20 protein-coding genes are annotated in these 19,572 nt (G+C 37.2%); 3 read left to right on the forward strand and 17 right to left on the reverse strand.

All coding sequences use genetic code 11. From position 1 onward, the window contains the following. Nucleotides 1–41: 41 nt before the first annotated feature. Nucleotides 42–680 (forward strand): Tat proofreading chaperone DmsD, encoded by a 639-nt coding sequence (gene dmsD, locus PSE72_RS12365; protein ID WP_115168047.1) that lies wholly within the window; start codon nt 42–44, stop codon nt 678–680. Nucleotides 681–789: 109 nt separating this feature from the next. Beyond that, nucleotides 790–1,536 carry a GntR family transcriptional regulator gene (locus tag PSE72_RS12370; RefSeq protein ID WP_047757123.1) on the forward strand — a complete coding sequence of 249 codons (747 nt, stop codon included), beginning with the start codon at nt 790–792 and terminating at the stop codon, nt 1,534–1,536. A gap of 33 nt (nt 1,537–1,569) precedes the next feature. Here PSE72_RS12370 and PSE72_RS12375 read toward each other — a convergent pair whose 3' ends face one another. The 4 genes from PSE72_RS12375 to PSE72_RS12390 all read right to left on the reverse strand — a co-directional run bounded on the left by PSE72_RS12375 (nt 1,570) and on the right by PSE72_RS12390 (nt 6,632). Beyond that, a complete protein-coding gene (locus tag PSE72_RS12375; RefSeq protein ID WP_115168046.1) occupies nt 1,570–2,553 on the reverse strand; it encodes a PfkB family carbohydrate kinase in 984 nt (327 codons plus the stop codon). After that, complete coding sequence (locus PSE72_RS12380; RefSeq protein ID WP_272690973.1) at nt 2,540–3,559, reverse strand: ADP-ribosylglycohydrolase family protein; 1,020 nt, start codon at nt 3,557–3,559, stop codon at nt 2,540–2,542. Before PSE72_RS12380 ends, PSE72_RS12375 begins: the two co-directional genes overlap by 14 nt. Before the next feature lie 85 nt (nt 3,560–3,644). Continuing rightward, on the reverse strand, nt 3,645–4,916 hold the full coding sequence (locus PSE72_RS12385) for a nucleoside permease (protein WP_115168045.1): 1,272 nt from the start codon (nt 4,914–4,916) through the stop codon (nt 3,645–3,647). Between the two features lie 309 nt (nt 4,917–5,225). Continuing rightward, nucleotides 5,226–6,632: a cytochrome-c peroxidase gene (locus tag PSE72_RS12390; protein WP_115168044.1), complete on the reverse strand. Its 1,407-nt coding sequence runs from the start codon at nt 6,630–6,632 to the stop codon at nt 5,226–5,228. 580 nt (nt 6,633–7,212) lie between these two features. Here PSE72_RS12390 and PSE72_RS12395 point away from each other — a divergent pair. Beyond that, nucleotides 7,213–8,955: a lysophospholipid acyltransferase family protein gene (locus PSE72_RS12395; protein ID WP_115168043.1), complete on the forward strand. Its 1,743-nt coding sequence runs from the start codon at nt 7,213–7,215 to the stop codon at nt 8,953–8,955. A 133-nt stretch (nt 8,956–9,088) separates the two neighbouring features. On the opposite strand, the gene PSE72_RS12400 is transcribed toward PSE72_RS12395, so the two are convergent. The 13 genes from PSE72_RS12400 to yghU all read right to left on the reverse strand — a co-directional run bounded on the left by PSE72_RS12400 (nt 9,089) and on the right by yghU (nt 19,462). Then, a complete protein-coding gene (locus PSE72_RS12400; RefSeq protein WP_109912767.1) occupies nt 9,089–9,934 on the reverse strand; it encodes a hypothetical protein in 846 nt (281 codons plus the stop codon). Nucleotides 9,935–9,972: 38 nt separating this feature from the next. Then, a complete protein-coding gene (locus PSE72_RS12405; protein WP_227024194.1) occupies nt 9,973–10,437 on the reverse strand; it encodes a fimbrial protein in 465 nt (154 codons plus the stop codon). A gap of 77 nt (nt 10,438–10,514) precedes the next feature. Further along, complete coding sequence (locus PSE72_RS12410) at nt 10,515–11,030, reverse strand: fimbrial protein (RefSeq protein ID WP_272690974.1); 516 nt, start codon at nt 11,028–11,030, stop codon at nt 10,515–10,517. After that, a complete protein-coding gene (locus tag PSE72_RS12415) occupies nt 11,030–11,512 on the reverse strand; it encodes a fimbrial protein (RefSeq protein ID WP_227024195.1) in 483 nt (160 codons plus the stop codon). The genes PSE72_RS12410 and PSE72_RS12415 overlap by 1 nt, the downstream gene beginning before the upstream one ends. A gap of 13 nt (nt 11,513–11,525) precedes the next feature. Continuing rightward, a complete protein-coding gene (locus tag PSE72_RS12420) occupies nt 11,526–12,041 on the reverse strand; it encodes a fimbrial protein (RefSeq protein WP_228367291.1) in 516 nt (171 codons plus the stop codon). A gap of 9 nt (nt 12,042–12,050) precedes the next feature. Next, on the reverse strand, nt 12,051–12,653 hold the full coding sequence (locus PSE72_RS12425; protein WP_109912763.1) for a fimbrial protein: 603 nt from the start codon (nt 12,651–12,653) through the stop codon (nt 12,051–12,053). A gap of 30 nt (nt 12,654–12,683) precedes the next feature. After that, nucleotides 12,684–13,472, reverse strand: coding sequence for a fimbria/pilus periplasmic chaperone (locus tag PSE72_RS12430; RefSeq protein ID WP_109912762.1), 789 nt, complete (start codon nt 13,470–13,472; stop codon nt 12,684–12,686). A 105-nt stretch (nt 13,473–13,577) separates the two neighbouring features. Then, on the reverse strand, nt 13,578–16,100 hold the full coding sequence (locus tag PSE72_RS12435) for an outer membrane usher protein (RefSeq protein WP_272673124.1): 2,523 nt from the start codon (nt 16,098–16,100) through the stop codon (nt 13,578–13,580). 89 nt (nt 16,101–16,189) lie between these two features. After that, nucleotides 16,190–16,663: a fimbrial protein gene (locus tag PSE72_RS12440; protein WP_228367289.1), complete on the reverse strand. Its 474-nt coding sequence runs from the start codon at nt 16,661–16,663 to the stop codon at nt 16,190–16,192. Between the two features lie 131 nt (nt 16,664–16,794). Beyond that, nucleotides 16,795–17,331, reverse strand: coding sequence for a fimbrial protein (locus PSE72_RS12445; RefSeq protein WP_109912761.1), 537 nt, complete (start codon nt 17,329–17,331; stop codon nt 16,795–16,797). 136 nt (nt 17,332–17,467) lie between these two features. Next, a complete protein-coding gene (locus PSE72_RS12450) occupies nt 17,468–17,731 on the reverse strand; it encodes a helix-turn-helix domain-containing protein (protein ID WP_109912760.1) in 264 nt (87 codons plus the stop codon). 38 nt (nt 17,732–17,769) lie between these two features. After that, nucleotides 17,770–18,036 (reverse strand): helix-turn-helix domain-containing protein, encoded by a 267-nt coding sequence (locus PSE72_RS12455; protein ID WP_109912759.1) that lies wholly within the window; start codon nt 18,034–18,036, stop codon nt 17,770–17,772. Between the two features lie 586 nt (nt 18,037–18,622). Next, nucleotides 18,623–19,462, reverse strand: a complete 840-nt coding sequence (yghU, locus tag PSE72_RS12460) for a glutathione-dependent disulfide-bond oxidoreductase (protein WP_115168041.1) — start codon at nt 19,460–19,462, stop codon at nt 18,623–18,625. Between the last annotated feature and the right edge of the window lie 110 nt (nt 19,463–19,572).

The following is a 19,572-nucleotide window of genomic DNA, read 5'->3' on the forward strand; positions in this document are numbered from 1 at the left end:
GGTGTGATTTCCCTGCGCTGATAACTTCAGAGACAATCAATATGCAACAAGCGCACTTTCTTGAACACGTTGCAGTGACAGGGCGGGTTTTGGGATCTTTATTTTATTTCTCCCCAGAGAATGAAAACAATGCAGAAATTATAGCGATTTTACAGGAGCCGACTTGGCATGACGAATGGCCATTTGCTTTACCTTCCTTAGTAAAAATTAGCCAGCTTTTGCAATCCAGTGCTCAGGAGAATGAACCACTGAGTGAAGCATGGCAGCGCTTGTTTATTGGGCCTTATGCTTTACCTGCTCCCCCTTGGGGTTCGGTTTGGCTAGATAAAGAAAAGATTGTTTTTGGTGACTCAACCGTTGAATTGCGTCAGTGGATGCGTATTAAAGGTGTTGAACCCGTAACGACACAAAAAGAGCCTGAAGACCACTTTGGGTTGATTTTGATGTTAGCGGCTTGGCTGGCTGAGCAAAATCGCAGAGCGGATTTAGAAGAGTTGCTCGCTTGGCACTTATTACCTTGGTCAGCACATTTTCTCGAAGTATTGATAGATTCGGCTAACAGCGATTTTTACCGCGCATTGGCGATATTAGCGAAAGAAACACTGGATGGGTATCAACAGCAATTGACTTTACCTATATCAGAGAAAAGCGTGTACCTCACCAGAAATAGTACCCTGTAGCATTCTGTTTTTCATTGGTAATAAATTTATCTAATTCAATTGCCTGCAATAAATCTATGGATAGTGGTACTATTGATTATTGCTGCGATTTTTAGGTGACTAACTCAATATGAATGATGCGCATTTATCTCTGATCCAACAACTTTGCACCCGTCTTGCTGAAATAGACAATACACCTTTATATGTAAAATTTGCTGAAACGGTGAAATTTGCCGTGCGAACAGGAGTTTTGCATCAAGGTGATATGTTACCCAGTGAAAGGGAATTAGGTCAGCAGACAGGGGTGTCACGTATTACCGTTCGAAAAGCGTTAGAGCTACTTGAACAAGAAGGCGTTATCATTCGGTCACAAGGTTATGGCACCCAAATTAGTGATAAGTTTGAGTATTCACTCAAAGAAGCTAAAGGTTTTTCACAACAAGTTGTTTTACTTGGAAAAAAACCAAACACACTTTGGGTCAATAAAAGTATCGTGCCTTGTTCACAGGAGGTGGCAGAGTCACTCGCGCTCCCCATCAATAGTGATGTATTTATGTTAAAACGTATTCGCTATGTGGATGAACAGCCGGTCTCTATTGAGGAGTCATATGTTCCTATTGGGCTGATTGGTGATGTCGATGATATTGGCTTATCTTTGTACGATTATTTTCGCAGCCAAAATATTTATCCCACACGAACAAAGAGCAAGGTGAGTGCTCGAATGCCAGATGAAGACTTCCAAACGCACATTAAATTGGAAAAGACCGTGCCTGTTTTAGTGATTAAGCAGGTGGCTTTCGACCATAAAAATGTGCCCATTGAATACAGTTTTAATCAGTGTCGCAGTGATATGTATGTATTTGTCTCTGAAGAGTAAAAAAAGAGGCTAGGCCTCTTTTTTCTCTGATGATTAATATTGCTGTAAATATGCGGTGAGTTGCTCTGACGAAGGCGCACAATCCCCTCCGCGATGGCTAACTACATAGGATGCGACAGCATTTCCGAGTAACACGGCATCTTGTAGTGCCCAGCCGGACGCCAATGCCGCAATCACGCCTCCTGTATGGCTATCTCCTGCTCCAATGGTATCGACAACGGTGGTTTCAAATGGTGCCACCCAGCCTGATGAACGACCACTTTCTTGAAAGAACGCGCCTTCTTTGTCGACTCTAACAATCACGGGAACTAAAAATTGAGAATGCCAAATATTGGCTAATGCTTCTGTATCCATTCTTTGATGCGCAATATCAGGGAATAATGTGACGATATGTTCGACTTCTTGGCGGTTCAACGAAATGATTGGTTTTAAAGCCATTAATCGTAATAATTGTGTTTTCGAAAGGTCGGCGATCCGAGGGCCAAAATCGATAAATAAAGTGACGTTATCGGAGAGCGACTCCAGCCATGAAAGCAGAGTTTCGCCACATTTTGCGGCTAGTTGGTAGCCAGAAAGATAGATGATAGTGTTAGGTGTAATTGGCAATTCATCTAGGGTATGGCGTTCCCATTGGTTTTCTACTCCGCTAATTGAAAGAAATGTCCTTTCTCCATCGGGTTCAACCAAGGCTAAACACCAGCCATTATCACCTTTATTCGTTTCTATAACGGAACTCACACTTTTTTTATTGAGTTGGTTGCGGATGATATCTGCCCATACACCTTGCCCAATAGGTAATGCATTGAGTGACTGGATACCAAGACGCTGCAAGGCCACCGCAATATTCAGAGCACATCCACCGATATTGACACTCTGCTGGTGCAATTCGATATCACTTCCGCGATAAGGCAGTGAATATGCATCTGCAATCACATCAATAACGGCAGCGCCAATCAGGCAGACAGGACGATGCTCCGCTTGCAATGGAAGATGGGCAATAAGTTCAGCAGTTTTCATAAGCTTTTTCTCTTGCAGTTCTCAATGCCATAAAGGCTTGGCTATACTGTGTAAAATCAAGTTGATTCACATCATCTAATTGTTTTTTTAGCTGTTTATCGATGGCATCAACGCCATGGAGGGCGCCACAAATGGCAGTGGCCATTGCCCCTATGGTATCGGTATCTCCCCCTAAATTAGCACACAGAATGGCACAGCGGTTGGGATCAGTTTCCGCTAATTCAACCATAGCAATGGCGGCAGGAACTGACTCAATAGTGCTCGTACCAGCGCCAACGAGTTGATAAAGCTGTTCCATTGCTTGCTCGGCGCCAATCGTGTTTTTCACCGTGTGTAAAGCAAGTTCAATACGTGCAGCTATTGATGGGCTAAAGGTTGTGACATGCTTTTCTTGTGCTAGCTTCGCAATAGCAGGTAATTGGTCGCGAATTTGCGGCCAATTTTCGCCATCTATCGCTTTAGAAATTGCCCAAGCAATAGCGACCGCCCCCGCAATTGCCACATCCGATTTATGCGTTGGCGATGAGGCGAGTGTAATTTCATCAATAAATTCATCAATAGAATGAGTTGGCAGCAAACAACCGAGTGGGGAAACTCGCATTGCGGCACCATTTGTCATTCCATTGTTTTCTAACTGAGAAATCGGAGTCCCTTGTTTTATTGCCTTTAATGCAATTTTAGAGGTCGGCCCTAAGACATTTTTATTAAAGGCATCAAATTGCTCTGCCCATTTTAAAATATTACGGCCAATAAGTTCAGGACTCACTTTGCCATCACATTCTATAATCGCGTCCGCAAGTGCGAGCGCCATTGAGGTATCATCTGTAAATTCTGCCGTATTGAAGTAGCAAGCTGCATTATTTTCTTTTGGCCCAGGTAAGAAGCGGTCTATCCAACCAAAATGTGCTTTAACACGAAAGCGAGGCCATAATTCAGAAGGCATTCCCATTGCATCACCTAAGGCTTGGCCATAAAACGTGCCTAAAATACGGTTCTCTTTGTTCATTATAATTCCTTCAATTTTGGCTAAAAACAGCGCCCTTATGTGTTGGCAGTCGGTCAATAAAGGCGCTTAATTAATGATTGCTTAACTAATTGGATGTGGGTTTTATGCCACTTTTATTAATATCAATTTCTTGAATATCACGGCTCGACTCTTTAAACATCAACATGAAAACAACCGTGATTACGACGATCATGGCCGCGCCGAAGCCCCACATACCGGCCCAGTTAAAGGTCTGGCCGTTGACAGGTTCACCGTAAGAAAAAAGTTTTTCCATCATTTGCCCACCTAGGCTATAACCCAGTAAGCTACCAAAGCCTTGGCAACAGAGAGTAATTAAGCCTTGAGCCGCTGTTCGCATATGCACAGGCGTTTTTTTGTCGACATAAATATATGCGGTGACATAGTAAAAATCGTAGCTAACTCCGTGCAATAAAATACCGAGGAAGAGTAATCCGTAGGTGAATAGGTGGTCTGCATCGCCATAGATAAAGAAAGCATAGCGAATAGCTGCAGTGATTAAACCAAGAAGTAATACCTTTTTGATACCAAAACGTTTAGTAAAGAAGGGCAAAGCAAGCATGAAGAAGATTTCAGAGAATTGCCCCAAGGTCATCCATCCCGTGGCATTTTTCATCCCAACTTCAGTAAGGTAGCCGTTAGCAAAAATATAGTAAAAAGCTAAAGGCATGGCGAAGAGGAATGAACACACGAAAAATACTAAGAAATTACGGTCTCTTAACAGCACAATGGCATCCAATCCGAGCATGACTTTAATACTCATTTTGCCAGTTCCTTTTGGTGGGGTGTCTGGCAAGAAATAGGTAAAAAAGCCCAGTAAAGCGGAGCTAGCGGCTGTCACTAAGAGCGGGATATTAGTCGCAGAAATATCACCAAAGCCGATCATGGAAGGTAAAAATCCACATGCAATGCCTGATGCAATCCAGCCGATAGTCCCCATTACACGAATACGAGGATAGTCACGTTCCACATCTTCCACATTGGAAAAAGCAATACTATTGGTGAGCGCAATGGTTGGCATATAAGTTAATGCGTACGCCAAGAGTAGAGGGAAAAAGCTAGAAAATTCAGTTTGCTGAGCTGCGAAAAACATAAAGACTGCCCCTGCAAACATCAGTACCGCCAGGACTTTTTGCGCGGCAAAAAATCGGTCAGTAATTGAGCCTACAAGGATGGGAGAGATAATTGCAGCAATGGCTGTACAGGCATAAGACCACGCTATTTGAGAAGGGGTGAAGCCACTTTTATTCAAAAATAGCCATAAGGGAACAAACCAAGCCCCCCATATAAACCATTCAATGAACATCATGAATGAGAGTTTTGCTGTTGTTTTTTTCATCTTTCATTCCTTTATACGGCTAATTATAGGTATTGTAGGGTACAGCAATGACAATACCACTTAATAATACCTTTTAAATACCATTCAATGAAAACTTTGAGCTAGTTAACATTGTTTCGTATAAATTGGGAAACTGGGATCGTTTAAGTAATAACACAGTGGGAAAGAGATACGCGATAACGTGAATTGCTTTGAATATAGATTAAGTCGGGGTTGTAGGTAGCCTATACGGCAGTTTTAAATAAAAAAATAGCACCGCTATTATTTGAGCGGTGCTATTGGTTTTTCATATCAATTAGCTATTGATATTTACTGTTGTGATTCACCTTGTTGTACATACGGTGTATACACACCCGTTAAGCTTTCAAGAAAGGCAACAATGTCGTCGACATCTTTTTGTGGCAGTTCTTTACCGACTTGATAACGCAGCATCAGTTTCACTGCTTCATCTAGGGTAGCCACATCTCCACGGTGGAAGTATGGCGCGGTTAGCTCGACATTACGTAGTGTTGGGACTTTTTGGCGTAACTTATCGCGCTCATCAGAGGTGACATTCATGCGACCAATATCTTGTGCGGTAATTTCACCGAACTCATAGTCTTTTTTCAGGCCCAGAGGTTCGAAGGAACGACCACCTAAGATCACGCCACCATGGCAGGTTGCACATTTGTTCTCTTTAAATAACTGGTAACCATGGAGCTGCTGTGCGGTTAATGCAGTTTTGTCGCCTCTTAACCAATTATCAAACGGAGAGTCTGGGGTGATTAAGGTTTTTTCGAACTCAGCAATCGCATCTGTGATGGTGTCACCCGTAAACCCTTCTGGGTAAACTGCATTAAAATCTTGTTTTAAGACAGGGTCTTTATCCAATTTTTCAATGATTTCATCCCATGATTTTGATGCCATTTCGATAGGATTTAATGGTGGGCCACCGGCTTGCGCTTGTAAATCAGGCGCTCTACCATCCCAAAATTGCTCGACATTAAATACAGAGTTAAACACTGTTGGCGCATTGATTGGGCCTACTGCGCCACCAACACCAATTGATGTTTTACGGCCATCAACACCACCTGCATTGAGTGCGTGGCAGTGCGCACAAGAAATCGTACTATCCCCTGACAGGCGCGCATCATGATACAAGCGGAAACCTAATGCGACTTTTGCATCATCAACATCCAGTGATTTTGGAATTGGTTGAATTGGTTCGTTACGGTGCTCAGCAGCGGTATCTTGGCTGGCATAGTGCTCTTCTCGCTGTTTAGCTATCCAATTCAAAAGGTTATTACGCTCTTCATCACTGACGCTACTAGCCCAATGAAGTGCAACATAACGAGTTGGCGGCATGGTGTGGTTCTGCATAACCCACTCAATTTTATTTAATTCACTTTGTGGTACAGGTTCTCCTGCGATGAGTGCAGCGCGAGCAGCCTCAAGGTTGAATGATTTATAACCTAGCTGAATATCGTATTCCATCAGTTGCTTAGCAATGGGGAACGATGCGTAGGCAGGTAAATCAGTTGACGGCGTGTGACAGTAATCGCATCCCTTTTCAGCGAAGAATTTGAGAACTTGATTATTTTCTGCAATTTTAGATGTCTGAATGTCATTATTTTCTCTTCGTTGATTATCGTGATACCACACATATCCAGATAACCCAAAATAACCGAGTAAAAGCAAAAATATGACAGCGACCGTAATGCGAGTAAGTTTTTTCATTACACTATCCTTGAAAGATTGCGGTCAAATATATTTAAATATTTTTTAATTAATATAATTCTACAGCCGGACTATCATGTATAAATAAGGTCGAGAGGTTCTTGATTTTTATCAATGATGACCATCGGTTTAAGCAATTGCTGAAATAAGATTTGCCTATCAATAAGAAAAAAGTTAAAAATTAAACTTATAATTAATTTTTATTTAATTGATTTTAAAGGATATTATTTGTTTCTAATCTTATTGTAATAAATTTTTAGTTCAATTTAATTGGTGGGTATTTATAAATAATAAATTCTGAATTATTCAAATAAATTAAGTAAAACTAATCAAAAAATTTAGTTTTATACTTTTTTAATTGTTGTGGAATAAATGCATATTATAAAATGAGTAAAATATAAATTATTCAAGAAAGCAATATTCTGAAAAATTATTGATTTTAGATAACTATAATATTAGTAAATGAAAAGTAATGATCTACATCATCATTTTTGTGCTTTCACCATTTTGTCATAAAATAAACATATTGTTGTTATGAATCTGACTTAAGTTCGTCGTAACTCAGTTAGGAGATAGCATTATGTTTAGTGTCGATACCCTGCTGCACGATATTTTTCCTCATCAAACACCAGGCAAATGGAAACGTCGTTTATTAAAAAAGCTGCTGTTTGAACAAGAATTTCACCAATTTGCCCAAGATTATCCGCACTTAAAGGGCTTGGATCTTATTGAACAAATCATGGAGTTCTTTGATATTTCTTGCGAAATGGTTGAGGGTGACTTAGAAAATATTCCAACTCAAGGTCCTGTTGTCTTAGTTGCTAACCACCCGATAGGTTCACTCGATGGTCTTGCATTATTACGTGCAGTTGCTGCCGTTCGTCCTGATGTCAAAATCGTGGCAAATCAGTTCCTCAATTATATAGAACCACTAAAAAGCTTATTTATTTCAGTGGATAATATGAATAACCGAACCAGTCGACAACAAGTTGAAGCCATACAACAGCATTTGGATAAACAAGGGGCATTAATTGTGTTTCCTGCGGGTGAAGTCTCTCGGTTTGGCCGTAAAGGGGTTCGTGATGGCCACTGGCGTACAGGTTTTTTGCGTTTAGCCGCAAAGGCCAGAGCACCTATCGTCCCTATTCATATTCAAGGGCGAAATAGCCATTTATTCTATTTAACCTCGTTGGTTTACAAGCCGTTATCGACTTTAATGTTAGTCAGGGAAATGTTTAAGCAGCGAGGAAAAAGATTAAAAATTCGTATTGGTGGCAGCATCCCATTTATTCATTGGCATGATGGCCATACAGCGGCTCATGAGCTAGCAGGGCGCTTTCGTCGCCATGTCTATTTGTTGGGAAAAGGTAAGGAAGGGCTATTTACCAGCGAATCACCAATTGCTTTACCAGAAGACAGAATTGAATTAAAAAAAGCGTTGGTGGCATGTGAGCGGCTAGGAACATCCCCTGATGGGAAAGCGATTTACCTTTATCACCGAAACCAAGAAGTAAGGTCGCCGATTTTGCGAGAAATAGGGCGATTACGCGAAATTGCATTTCGTGCTGTAGGGGAAGGCTCAGGTAAGCGCCGTGATTTAGACAGCTATGATAACGATTATTATCATCTGGTATTATGGGATGAAAGTGAACTTGATATTGTAGGGGCTTATCGGTTTATACCCACTAAAAAGCAAATTGAGACCAAAGGTTTGCAGGGTATTTACAGCTCTAGCTTATTTCATTATGACCAAGCCATGATGCCAATATTAGCGCAAGGTATTGAGCTTGGTCGGAGCTTTATTCAGCCTAAATATTGGGGAAAACGGGGTTTAGATTATTTATGGTTAGGTATTGGCGCGTATTTGGCGAAATACCCACAATATCGCTATCTTTTTGGTCCTGTATCTATGTCTGGCTCAATGCCGATTGCGGCGCGTGACTTACTGATTACTTTTTATCGGCTCTATTTTTCGGCGCAACACAGCATTGCACAGTCACATCAGCCGTATCCAGCTTCTTTGCCACAGGTATTAGCCCAATTTTCAGGGGGCAATTACCACGAAGATTTAGTTAAATTGAAAAGCTTACTCAATAACATTGGCTGTTCAATTCCGACGCTTTATAAGCAATATACTGAATTATGCGAGCCGGGTGGCGTACAGTTTATGGATTTCGGTACAGACCCCGCATTCAATGATTGTATCGATGGCTTGGTACTGGTGGACTTAACCAAATTAAAACCCGCACGTTATCAGCGATATATAGGGGTACATTTGGTTTCACAAGAAGAACATAAAGGGCAGATGAAAGAGGGGGATTAACCCTCTTTCACTATTGGGCCATTAAGGTACAGGAACGGCTTTGCTTTTATAGGTAACTATCAGTTAATAAAGTTATTATTGGCAGTTCTTGCTGTGCTTTATTTATTTAACATTCATATTAGTAATGTGTTTGCTAATTGAAAGAAAACAAAATAACTGCATTAGCGTTAAACTTACCTGCAGATGTGAACTTACCTGTTGTGGTTGCCTTAAAATTAAGTGGTGCTATTTGCCCTCTAGCAACGCTCTTATTATTGATATCCAGTGAAACTTGATTGACTGAAATATCAACAGGAAGATTACTTAAATAGGGAGTAGCTAATAAGCTAGCCCTTATATCAACAATATTGGTGCAGCTAAAAGCCCCTGTAGCTTCTCCAGACCAAGAGCCATTTTGGCCACTAACTGCGGAACCCAGATCAATACTCGTAGGGAAGCTAAAATTACAAGAAGTGTTTGATGGCGGTACTACCCCACAGGCAGCACTAGGCAATAAAGTGCCATAAGAAGTTCCCCAAGTTGAGATTTGAAAAACTTGGAACCCGTAACAAACCGATGAGAAGTCTGTATTTGGATAATTACCCCACATGCCAGTAACTGTTTGTGTATTGGCGGTGCCGTATTGTAGTTTCCAAGCATTAAAAGCATCCAGTGCCGTCCCATTATTGCGGATGATGACTTTTTGTTGCATGCCATAGGGTAAATTTATACCTCCAAATGTTTTAGGATCAGCGCTAGATCCCCGGTAATCATATGGGCCAACGGTTACAACACAACCTGATGGATTAAAGCAAATTACACTATTGCTATCTTCATTAGGCCATCCCCATTGAATAGTAACATCATTACCATTTCTTTGAGTAAATGCGCCCCAACTTACAGAATAAGCATTTATATTATAAATAAAGATTGATACAGTAATAAAAATTATTTTTATTACTGTAGCTTTATAATCGCGAATTATTGCTGAGATTTTCATTTTTGAATACCTATGATTTAAATGTAGCTTTTATACTTTTAGTTGTATTCTAAAAAGAATGTTAACGTTGATATAAATGTTCCATATGAAATTGTTTTATTTGCTAATGCAGAATGCTCTCCTTGGATAAAGGCTTTAAGTTTTATTTCGTTATTACCTGCTGACAATTTTTGTGTGTGATCTTTTTTGTTTATATCGATTTTTTCTCCAGTATCTGTTTCTAAACCAATAGCAATACCATTAGCTTGGCTTGCTGGGTCTAGTGCAAGATATCCAGGTAAAAAAGAGTTTTCATTGCCATTAAATGAAGCATTAATTTCACGACCTAAAGATAAGTCACAGTTAATTAATCGAATACTAAATGATTCACTTAGCGTGCGGCTATTTAAATAAAGATATTTATCTGCGATTGTTCCGAAATCTAATGTAATTAGTTCATCTCCGGGATATAGGTCACAAGTATCTTCAACAAATATACCATCAAAATTAATTGTTTCGGCCATAGATGGTAAGGAGTAGCATATAAATACTGTTAAAAATAATAAATTATAATATTTTATTGTCGAGAACATCATAATTCCTATTGAAATGTAATGGTTAATGTCGCTGTAGAATTGAATGTGTCTCCAATAAGTTTAGTTCCTGTTTTTTTGACAATAACAGCGGATAAAGCGGGTAATGTCTTTTGATCAATTACAAATGCTTTATTTAAAGTGATAGGTTGTCCATCCTTTTGAATTTGGATACCTACATTATTTCCATTTTGATCAGATTTAACTTGCAGTGTTGCATCATCAAAACCTGCACCTGCTGCTATACCAGATAATGTTAAAGAGATATTCCAAGGTTGTGTTAGATCGCCATCGCAAATAAGTTCATAAGGAATTTTTTCCTTATAGTGTATTCCATCAACCTTATTAACACCGACTTTACCAAATGAAACTTTGATAGGATCGCTATGACTTAATCGACATTTTGGCGGTATAATTAACGAACCATCAAATCCCCAATTAGCATAGGTTATATTTGCTAAGAATATTAAAAGAAAACAACATATCTGATACTGAATTTTATTATTTATTGAGCTGTTTTTCATTATTGATAGTCCACATTAAGAGTTGCTAGTGCAGTGAAATCTCCGCCATCGGAACCATCAAAACTTGTTGCAACATTTTGTACAGGACTAACCTCTAATGATGGTAATTCTAAATAATTAAAATTTATTTTTTTATTAATATCTTGTTTTATACCATTAATATAGAAGCTTAATCCTAGCTTTGGGTTACTGGTCTTGAGTATGCCATTATTAAAATTACTAGGATCACCTTGAATACTTAACGTTAGGTTATTCATGGCTAAATTAGTGCAAGTTAATTCAAAAGGTAATTTATGCTTATAATTTACTCCATCAATCCTGCTTAATAAGATATCTCCAAAATGAATCATTGATTTTTGACTGTTATTTAAAATGCATTCAGGAGGCGTGATAATTAGATTTCCATTAAACTCCACAGTGAGTGAAGATGAATAAGAAAAAGCACTAAAAACTATTAATATATATAAAAATTTAATTTTCATATTGGCTCTTAATTTATTGATATTCAATTGTCATAATCATTTCTGCATTAAAATCCCCAGCGTCACTTAGCATTGAACCACTTGGTTTTATGGGAACAGCATAAATAGAGGGCATAGCACCATAAATAAAATGAATATTTGAATTGTTGGATACTATATTATTATCTTGATAAATGGCGATACCAAGGTTATCTCTATTCGTTTTTATTGCATCAACACCATTAACTCTAAAGTTAGTCCAACTCAATTTCATTTTTAATAGATTAGTAGATAAGTTTGTGCATTGTAAATTGTAGTTAACATTCGTTTTTTTATATGATGACCCATCGATTAAATCTTGCTGGACATCGCCAAAGTCAACATTTAATGTATTTCCTCCTACAAAACTACAATTAGGGGGTTCTATGACTGTAATTGTTAAACCAATAGAAGCCATTGAAGCGCTGGCTGTATTAAAACATATTAATATAGAAATAATGCTAATAAAAACCTGCGATTTAAATAATAGGTATTGATATGATGGTTTCATATTTTTATCCTAGTCATAGACTAATTGGAATCTTATATTTGCTTGATAGTTACCAGCATTAAAATGACTATTAATTCTCACCGGAGTAATGTAATAGGTTAATTTATTATTGCCCATTGATAATAGTTTTGGCCTAGTAAAAACACCTGGTTTAATTTTTTTAAAATTTTCATCATTTAACTCAAGAGCAATGCCTTCAGCACCATTTACTTTTATTAATTTGCTATCTGTATTATCTGATACAGCAAGAAAACGAATTCTTACGGCTGGCATGTCAGAGCTCCAAGTTATATTACCTTGTTGATCATGATTACGACTTTCACTCCTTAAACAATCTTCTAATTGAATATTAAAAGGAACAGGTGTGCCTTTATGCCCTAGAAATTTAAATGCTGAAGAACTATTTGTGCCCAAATCTACTGTTTGAAATGCAGATTGCGTGGCTAATCTACATGCACTTTCGGTAAGCACACCTCTAACCTGTAAAACACCATTGGCACCATCAACATCCCAATTATCAACTTTACCAATATCAGTAGCTAATGTCTGAAAGGCAAGTGTACTGAAAATAATCCCTATTAAAGGAGCGCTATAACTCACTATTTTACTCATACCTTCCTCTATTACTATTCGATAGATAGATTATTTATTACTTGGAGATACCTTGCATTCATTTGCTTGGCAGTTAAAACTAAGATTAGGACGGCCACCATAGTCATTGATATATGTTAGTACTGGGGTATTACCTAATGTTGCAACATCGACACCTAACGGCTGGCTATTTTTGGGAGCGATCATAATTGGCTCGAAGCCTTTTACGGTATCACCTTTAATTTTCTTTGCTGCATCAATAATGGTTATATAATAAGGCGTCGGATTAAATGCAATATATTTGCCGCCTTGCTGTTTTAAAACCAATTTTTCTTGCCATGGGTTATCGATATCATTCTTAGTTGGAATGATAGGTGTTGGCCTATAAAAAAGTTTTATTCGTGTTTGTAATGCAAGTTGCAACGTATTTGCTTTATCACTTCTCGGTGGAATCTCACGTAAATTAAAATAATATACTGACTCAATATCTTGCGGTAATTTTTCTATGCTAGCTAAGGGTTGAATTCTTATTTGACTTTTATCTCCAGGCTCAACACGTTGTACTGGAGGTAATACAGTAAATGGATCATTAATTTTTTCACCCTGTGCATTTTCAATCCAACCTTGAGCAAGATAAGGTAATGTTTTATTTTCATTACTAATATTCAGGCTAATCGATTTCTCATTACCATTAATAATTGCACGAGTGCGATCTAAGGAGATAGCCGCATTTGCTGTCGATATACTCATCAAAAAAATAGCTGCCAATATAACTTTATAACTATTAACTAATTTTTGGTTAGGATGGGTATCCTTTTTATTTATATTTAATTTTTTCATAAACGATATAATCTCTTTAAGTTTAATTTGATAAAATATATTATTGCTTACGTTATTGGTTTAAATAACTAGCATTAATGGTTTTATAATGACATGTGTGAAATGTTATTTTATACATGGTAATAGTAATGTATTTGCTAAATTTATTTCTGATGAAACACTATCCGGTAATGTTATATTGCACTGTATTTCATTATCCCAAGAAATATTCAATTTTTCTTTAGGATTTAAACCTGATAAATAAACGCTACCTTCATCACTAATTATTCCAACTTGCTGTTTACGTGCATTTAATACAATAGCGCCAAATGGAGGAGCACTATTATCCGATAAACGAATAGTCGCCATTGCGCTGTTACCTGTTATAACATCAAACTGGCGATAGCCAATAGCGCCTTCTGTCAATGTCCCTTGTTTTACAGAATGGGTAATTTCTGCCTTATTAGGTAAAAGATTCAAATCCACATTAATATTGCTACGGTAATAGCTATTAACATCAGCAATGACAGCTTTGCCAAAATAATTTGACCGTGTCACAATTCCATTACCACGCAAAGGGATGTTCGGGACACCACTGGTGTCAACAAAAACACGCGAAGCACCCAATTGGTTACTTCTATGGAGTGCTACCCCATGTTGTGTTGCCGTTAATCCACCTTGTATTGATAGCCCGGCGGAACGGTAACGATTCTGTTGGTATGTCGCATTTGCATTAACCTGAGCCATATCACCTTGATATGTATAGTACCCGCCAATAATTGCTCCTGACCGTGCGACCCCAGTATTAATTTGGTAGTTACTACGCTCATTAATGCGGTCATAATAATTTATATTCTGCGTTGTATTACTTTTATCCCAGCTACTGTTAAAACTGACTGTAGAGGTTTCACCCCAAGGCACAGATAACGCAATATAAACGCCATCATCATTTGTGTTTTGGTAGCTAGTACGGAATGCTGTCAAGTTAACGCTTAAATTTTTAAATTTTCCGAGATCAAAATATTTAGCTAATGATAAACTATAGCGGTTATTATCGGGTTGATTCCAATATGTCTGGTGGTAAAAATTTAAGTATGTGCCCAATCCACTGTCGCTAAACTGTTGATTATAAGAAATGGTATACATCTCTTTGCTATTATATTGTCGAACGCCACTCATTTTTGCATTGAGGTATTCAGACATACTCATAAAGTCTTTTTCTGAAAAACGATAACCCGCAAAGGTAACTTGGCTGTTAAAATCTTCAAAACGCTTTGAATAACTCAATCTATAAGAGTTTCCGTTATAACTCGTTTCGTTATTTGAAGTGATTTCTTTAATTTTTGCATGTGTTCTTGTCGCATCAAATGAAAGAGCTCCAAATTGCATGAGATCGCGACCAATTCCCAACGTTGCTGAGATATATTTTTGTGAAGCAATCGTGCCACCATATAAAGACCAACCATTATTAATTCCCCACGAATACTCGCCGCTAGCGAAATTATCACCATTAATTCGATGATTGGAATCACTAGGTCGCCCTGCAGCAATTTTATAACGAACTTGCCCTGGTCGAGTAAGGTAGGGAATACTCGAGGTATTTACTGTAAAAGTTTGCGTTTTACCATTTTGTTCCTCTACTCTTACATCTAATTCACCCGATAAAGCATCATTGAGATCTTGAATGCGAAAGGGGCCAGCAGCAACTTGAGTTTGGTAAATAGTGCGGCCTTGTTGGCTAATAATAACGGTTGCATTACTATTGGCCACTCCTGTAACTTCAGGAGCATATCCCCTTAAATTGGGGGGCAACATATTAATATCAGTAACTAAACTGAGCCCTGTGAATCTAAAACTGTCGAAAATATCGGAATTTAAATAAGATTCACCAAATGTTAGCTTTGCTCCTAATGATTTGATATCCCGAAAAATATAAAAACGATTCCAATCAAAAGAATGTGTTGACTCAGAAGATGGACGCTTCTCAAACCGCGTTTGCCAATCAGCTCTGAATCTCCATGGACCTAAATTTATTCCTGCCACTCCATTACCATTAGTGGTATAGCTTGTACTTTGGTGACTACGTATCTGTTGATTCGCTTGCGCGTTTAGATTGTAATCAAATAAAGCTCCCGATATACCATCTTCCCAACGAGTGGGTGGATCCCAATTATCTGCTGTATATTCTAAATAGGCTTGAGGAATATTAATATATAGCGTTGATGTCGATAAATCGGCCTTTGTAGTTGCACCAGATAAGCTGTTTAAATCTAGGCAGGAGTCATTATGCCACCAGGTCAACGATGATAATATTTTGGGCTTTAGTCCAAACTTATCAACTAAGCTGGGATCTAAACATACTTTACTGTCATCAATATCTTCATCTGAGTTATAATAAAAAATACTTTGCTCAGATAATATATTCTTGTTTACATGAACACTAAAAGTGTATTCTCCTGGCATAAAATAACCAGTTTTAGAGAAACGGCTTAGATCAATATTAGCACGATCATTTATATCTAAAATATCTGTATTAAATTCTATATTAGTAGAGGCGAATCCAGTATTACAGATGATAGTTATCATGCCAGCTAATATATATAATCGATTAGCTGATGATAATTTAATATGAATTTTATGATGCGCCATTATACTTGACCTTATTCAAACTCATTTATAATAAGAGAAGGTGTCTCCTATTTGGAAAAATGTTCATGTGGACAGCGTTATTTTCGATATTACTCATAATCTAATTTATACTTTATTAGACTAAAGTAATTACCTGGTTCTAAAACTTTATTATTTCTTATTAATCGTAGGTTGTAATTTAAATCACGATTGCCATCAGTTAATTCTTGCGATGACATTACCTTTCCTGGATAAACGACTTCACCATCAGCACTACTAATTTCAATGCCAAACCCTTCTGCTTGCCCATTGACAGTAAACAAATTACCATCATGAACTCCATCAAATGTTACTGTAAAATATTGCCAGTTTGGTTTTTTTGTTTCAGTTCTTTCGAGTACACAATTAATTAATTTTATTGAAAATTTTTTTTTGTTACTTTGGCCATCACGAATCATTTGCGATATAGATAAGCTTCCCATTTCAATGGTTTGATCTCTGCTACTTATATCAATAGAACAGGCGGTCTCAATAATACTTCCATTCATTGTAATTAATGATTCAGCCGAACAATATGATGACAAACTAGTTCCTAATAATAGAATGAATGTCAACCATGAAAATTTATATAGCATATTTTCGCTCTATCATTATGCCCAATGAACCTAAAAACCTATCCATGTGTTTTTAGGTTAAAATTAGAAGGTGGCTAATTTTATTCGTAAGATAAAGTGAAGTCTGCTACGGAACTGAATTCACCAGCAGTAATAGTTGAAACATCACCACCATTACCTTTCAGGTATGCAGAGAATTGTAATGTGTTACTACCATCCTGAATTTGTTGGAATGGCGTTGCTGTATTAATCGTAACAACTTCACCGTTACCGCTAGTGATTTGAACGCCTGCACCACTACCTGTACCTACAATACCTAACGTTTTATTATCTTCATCGAATGCAGCAGATGCACCAGTAAAGGTTAATTGAACACCTTTAGTTAAGCTGCTAACGTTACAGTTTTGTAGTGCGATCTCAAATGCCTTAGGTGATGATTTTCCGCCATCGGCTAAAGCCATATTAGAGATTTGGCCTAATTCAATTGTTTGGTCAATACTTTCTGGTGCAATTGAACATGGTGCTTCAATAATCGCACCTTTAAAAGTAACTTTACCGTGGCCTTGGTCAGCCGCATTTGCTGCAGAAGCGCCGCCTAAAACTAATAAGGTTGCCATTGCAATACTTTTGATTTTCATCAATCTTTTCCTTTACTGTTAAATATATAAATATGATTATTGTTAATCTCATTATGTTAATTTCATAGTGAGATTAATTAATAACAATCAGAGTTAATTGCTATTAATTAATAATAATTTCGTTTGTCATTGAATATTACAATAATGCTCTTGAATCATTGATATATAAGATTTCTTTTTCAATTTCTGACTTTAATTTAGATAAATCTAGGTCAATATGGATTGTTAACTCGATTAATTTTTCAAAACTTAGTTTTGTTGCTCCTCGCTCATATCTTGATACTTGTTGTTGACTTACATTTAGTTTTTTTGCTAATTCAGCTCCACTAATTCCTTTTTTCTTTCTCAATCTTTTTATTAAATATCCTAATTTTATATTTACATTTTCTTCATCATTCATTTGCTTTACCTAAATGTGAGGATTGAAAATATGATGAGTTAATCTTTTTTAAAGAAGTAACAGACATCTACCTTAAAATACACGGATATCAACATGATTTTAGATGTTGATATATCACTAAGGCCATTTTCGTAACGTGATAATTGTTGTTGAGATATACCTATAATTCTGGCTAAATCAGATCCACTTAACTGATATTCTGATCTTAGCAATTTAATTTTTTTACCAATATTCTTGGCAACTATATGCGTAATGTTTTTTTTGTTTTCTAAAACAGTTAAGCAAGTAAAAATAGAGTCCTTCATTTTATTAGGATACCAATTTAAATTTCAATTTTTGGATTGCTGTTTAATTTGTGAATATAGATTACTCTTGATAAAGGTATTTTCTAAATATAAATAATCAGTATGCTAAATCGATAAAATCGATTAATTACAATACATGTATCTAATTACAAGCTAAATAAGTGATGCTCTAATAATGACTTGTTTAATAGCTTGAATCTTAAATAAAAATAAAAAACATTATCAATTGAATGGTTATTTTTATAACATATTGTTAATATGATTTTTTTTGAAACAAAATATCAATATAAGATTATTCTTACTAAAATAGTTGTGAATTTTGCATTTATTAAGATATTTCTGTTCATTTTGGAACATTATTTTTGGAGGGATACTAATAGAATTAGTATTAATTGTATAAATAAGACTATCTGAATGTGATTTATTACCTTCATATTTAGATATTTTAATGGGGATATGTTATTTAAACAGTTGTGACTTTAACCAAGGGTATTTGGTTTTAGGGGAATAATACTGTGCTAGTTGGGGAATACTGAGACTTAAAATCGATAAATCTCAGTATTGGTAATGGTAATAAACTTAATAACTAGCTTATATCACTCGCATCGTGGCGTTCGCGTACTTGTTGTGCAGGGTCACCTTGTAGGCGATTAACCCAGCGACCTCGCTGTACTGCTGGGCGTGCATAGATTTCATCAGCCCAACGAATAACATTTTTATATTCATGGACAGATAGAAATTCTGCGGCATCATAAAGCCAACCTTTCACTAATGCACCGTACCATGGCCAGATGGCGATATCAGCGATGCTGTAGTCTTCCCCTGCAACATATTTATGTTCTGCTAAACGCTTGTCTAACACATCTAATTGACGTTTAGTTTCCATGGCAAAGCGGTTAATTGGGTATTCAAACTTTTCAGGTGCGTAGGCATAAAAATGCCCAAAACCGCCACCAACAAAAGGTGCTGAGCCCATTTGCCAAAATAACCAGGATAAGGTTTCAGCTCGTTCCGGCTGAGTTGTGGGTAAAAAAGCAGAAAATTTTTCGGCTAAATAGGTCAGAATCGAGCCTGACTCAAATACTCGGATAGGCTCCTTGCCGCTTCTGTCGACTAAAGCGGGAATTTTTGAGTTAGGGTTAATTTCAACAAAACCAGAACTAAATTGGTCGCCTTCACCAATGTTAATTAGCCAAGCGTCATATTCTGCCTCTTTAATGCCAAGGGCTAATAACTCCTCTAACATGATAGTGACTTTTTGCCCGTTCGGCGTTCCTAAGGAATATAGCTGTAGTGGGTGCTTACCTATAGGTAAAGATTTTTCGTGAGTTGCACCGGAAACTGGACGATTAATATTGGCGAATTTTCCGCCGTTACCTTGCTCCCATTGCCAGACTTTTGGGGGAATATAGGGGGTGTTTGCCATGAGTTATCTCCTTAACCGTTTGCAAAGGTGGCGATTTTTTTCTCATCAATTTTTTCATTATGAAGGTCTTACACTGTAGCAATCTCTAGTGAATTCTCCACTGTTTTTAT

Source organism: Providencia sp. PROV116 (assembly GCF_028482485.1).
GTDB classification, from domain to species: domain Bacteria; phylum Pseudomonadota; class Gammaproteobacteria; order Enterobacterales; family Enterobacteriaceae; genus Providencia; species Providencia rettgeri.

What these genes read in the sequence shown, in the direction of transcription:
- PSE72_RS12395 (WP_115168043.1), top strand. Translation starts at nt 7,213, where the DNA reads ATGTTTAGTGTCGATACCCTGCTGCACGATATTTTTCCTCATCAAACA.
- PSE72_RS12455 (WP_109912759.1), bottom strand. Translation starts at nt 18,036, where the DNA reads ATGAAGGACTCTATTTTTACTTGCTTAACTGTTTTAGAAAACAAAAAA.
- PSE72_RS12410 (WP_272690974.1), bottom strand. Translation starts at nt 11,030, where the DNA reads ATGAAAAACAGCTCAATAAATAATAAAATTCAGTATCAGATATGTTGT.
- PSE72_RS12450 (WP_109912760.1), bottom strand. Translation starts at nt 17,731, where the DNA reads ATGAATGATGAAGAAAATGTAAATATAAAATTAGGATATTTAATAAAA.
- PSE72_RS12385 (WP_115168045.1), bottom strand. Translation starts at nt 4,916, where the DNA reads ATGAAAAAAACAACAGCAAAACTCTCATTCATGATGTTCATTGAATGG.
- PSE72_RS12390 (WP_115168044.1), bottom strand. Translation starts at nt 6,632, where the DNA reads ATGAAAAAACTTACTCGCATTACGGTCGCTGTCATATTTTTGCTTTTA.
- PSE72_RS12370 (WP_047757123.1), top strand. Translation starts at nt 790, where the DNA reads ATGAATGATGCGCATTTATCTCTGATCCAACAACTTTGCACCCGTCTT.
- PSE72_RS12380 (WP_272690973.1), bottom strand. Translation starts at nt 3,559, where the DNA reads ATGAACAAAGAGAACCGTATTTTAGGCACGTTTTATGGCCAAGCCTTA.
- yghU (WP_115168041.1), bottom strand. Translation starts at nt 19,462, where the DNA reads ATGGCAAACACCCCCTATATTCCCCCAAAAGTCTGGCAATGGGAGCAA.
- PSE72_RS12445 (WP_109912761.1), bottom strand. Translation starts at nt 17,331, where the DNA reads ATGAAAATCAAAAGTATTGCAATGGCAACCTTATTAGTTTTAGGCGGC.
- PSE72_RS12375 (WP_115168046.1), bottom strand. Translation starts at nt 2,553, where the DNA reads ATGAAAACTGCTGAACTTATTGCCCATCTTCCATTGCAAGCGGAGCAT.
- dmsD (WP_115168047.1), top strand. Translation starts at nt 42, where the DNA reads ATGCAACAAGCGCACTTTCTTGAACACGTTGCAGTGACAGGGCGGGTT.
- PSE72_RS12430 (WP_109912762.1), bottom strand. Translation starts at nt 13,472, where the DNA reads ATGAAAAAATTAAATATAAATAAAAAGGATACCCATCCTAACCAAAAA.
- PSE72_RS12400 (WP_109912767.1), bottom strand. Translation starts at nt 9,934, where the DNA reads ATGAAAATCTCAGCAATAATTCGCGATTATAAAGCTACAGTAATAAAA.
- PSE72_RS12425 (WP_109912763.1), bottom strand. Translation starts at nt 12,653, where the DNA reads ATGAGTAAAATAGTGAGTTATAGCGCTCCTTTAATAGGGATTATTTTC.
- PSE72_RS12405 (WP_227024194.1), bottom strand. Translation starts at nt 10,437, where the DNA reads ATGGCCGAAACAATTAATTTTGATGGTATATTTGTTGAAGATACTTGT.
- PSE72_RS12435 (WP_272673124.1), bottom strand. Translation starts at nt 16,100, where the DNA reads ATGGCGCATCATAAAATTCATATTAAATTATCATCAGCTAATCGATTA.
- PSE72_RS12415 (WP_227024195.1), bottom strand. Translation starts at nt 11,512, where the DNA reads ATGAAAATTAAATTTTTATATATATTAATAGTTTTTAGTGCTTTTTCT.
- PSE72_RS12420 (WP_228367291.1), bottom strand. Translation starts at nt 12,041, where the DNA reads ATGAAACCATCATATCAATACCTATTATTTAAATCGCAGGTTTTTATT.